Origin of the sequence: Kosakonia sp. MH5 (assembly GCF_009935945.1) — a bacterium.
Classification (GTDB): domain Bacteria; phylum Pseudomonadota; class Gammaproteobacteria; order Enterobacterales; family Enterobacteriaceae; genus Kosakonia; species Kosakonia radicincitans.
Genome location: NZ_QODH01000033.1, coordinates 1 through 1,432, shown reverse-complemented (window position 1 = coordinate 1,432; position 1,432 = coordinate 1). Strand labels below are relative to the sequence as shown.

1 protein-coding gene is annotated in these 1,432 nt (G+C 58.2%); it reads left to right on the top strand.

Translation table 11 applies throughout. The annotated features are described in order from the left end of the window. Positions 1 to 37 precede the first annotated feature (37 nt). A partial coding sequence (locus DK872_RS27170) for a heavy metal translocating P-type ATPase (protein WP_237656273.1) occupies positions 38 to 1,432 on the top strand: 1,395 nt, incomplete at its 3' end.

Genomic DNA, 1,432 nt, shown 5'->3' with positions numbered 1-1,432 from the left:
GGCCATGTCTGGCTCGCCCTTCTCAATCGAAACGCTGATGTCCGTAGCCGCATTGGGCGCGCTGTTCATTGGTGAGGCCGAAGAGGCTGCAGCCGTAGTTTTCCTATTCTCGATCGGTGAGTTATTGGAGAGTGTGGCGGCCGATCGTGCCCGCGCCGGTATCAGAGCTCTGGCGTCACTGGTTCCGAAAACAGCGGTGCTGCTCGATGCCCAAGGCGGGCAGCGCGAGGTTGCTGCAGCTTCGCTGCGGGTGAATGACCATGTGCTGGTGCGCCCAGGTGACAGGGTGCCCGCCGATGGTGTGATTACTAATGGCTCGTCCAGCCTCGATGAATCTCCCGTTACGGGCGAGTCCATCCCCAGTGCCAAGACCACGGGCGATACTGTCTTCGCCGGTTCGATCAACGTCGACGGGGTACTTGAAGTCCGCGTAGAAAAAACCGCTGCCGACAACACCATTGCACGCATTATTCAACTGGTGGAACAGGCACAAGCATCCAAAGCACCCACAGCCCGCTTCATTGAGCGATTCAGCCGCTACTACACTCCCACTGTGATGGCGCTTGCCGCATTGATCGTTATCCTGCCACCACTACTAATGGACGGTGAATGGGCGACTTGGCTATATCGCGGGTTGGCGCTATTGCTGATTGCCTGTCCCTGCGCACTGGTTTTATCCACTCCAGCAGCGATTGCTTCAGGACTGGCGGTAGGCACCCGCCGTGGGTTACTTATCAAAGGCGGCAGCGCCCTAGAAACTATTGGTCAGGTAAAGACCATAGCTTTCGACAAAACCGGCACCCTGACCGAGGGCAAGCCGCGTGTTACCGATGTAGCGGCCTTTGCACAGCCCTTTACCAAACAAAGCGACGATGAAGTACTGGCACTTTTTGCCAGCGTGGAATCCGGCTCCAATCACCCGCTTGCGAAAGCGATTGTCGGGCATGCCGAAGCGGCCAATCTCCTCATCCCCGCCGCGTCAAATGCCTATGCCACTGTCGGTAAAGCTGTGCATGCAACCGTGGCTGGCCGCGTTTTAGCCATCGGTTCGCCGGTCTACGCTGGCCAAGTCGCAATACTGTCGTCCGCGCAGCAGACTCAAATCGAGGCGCTACAACATGACGGCAAGACTGTGTCAGTGCTGTTCGACGAACAGAGCCATGAAGCACTTGGATTGGTAGCTCTGCGGGATGAACCGAGAGCCGATGCACAAGCAGCCGTGGCCCAGCTCAAGGCCATGGGCGTGCGCTCCGTCATGCTCACCGGCGACAACCACCGCACCGCCCAGGCCATCGCCGGCCATTTGGGTATGGAATGGGAAGCTGAACTGCTGCCAGAAGATAAGCTGCGCCTGATCAACGAAATGAAACTCAACGCCAAGGTCGCCATGGTCGGCGATGGCATCAACGACGCACCTGCACTGGCAACAGCA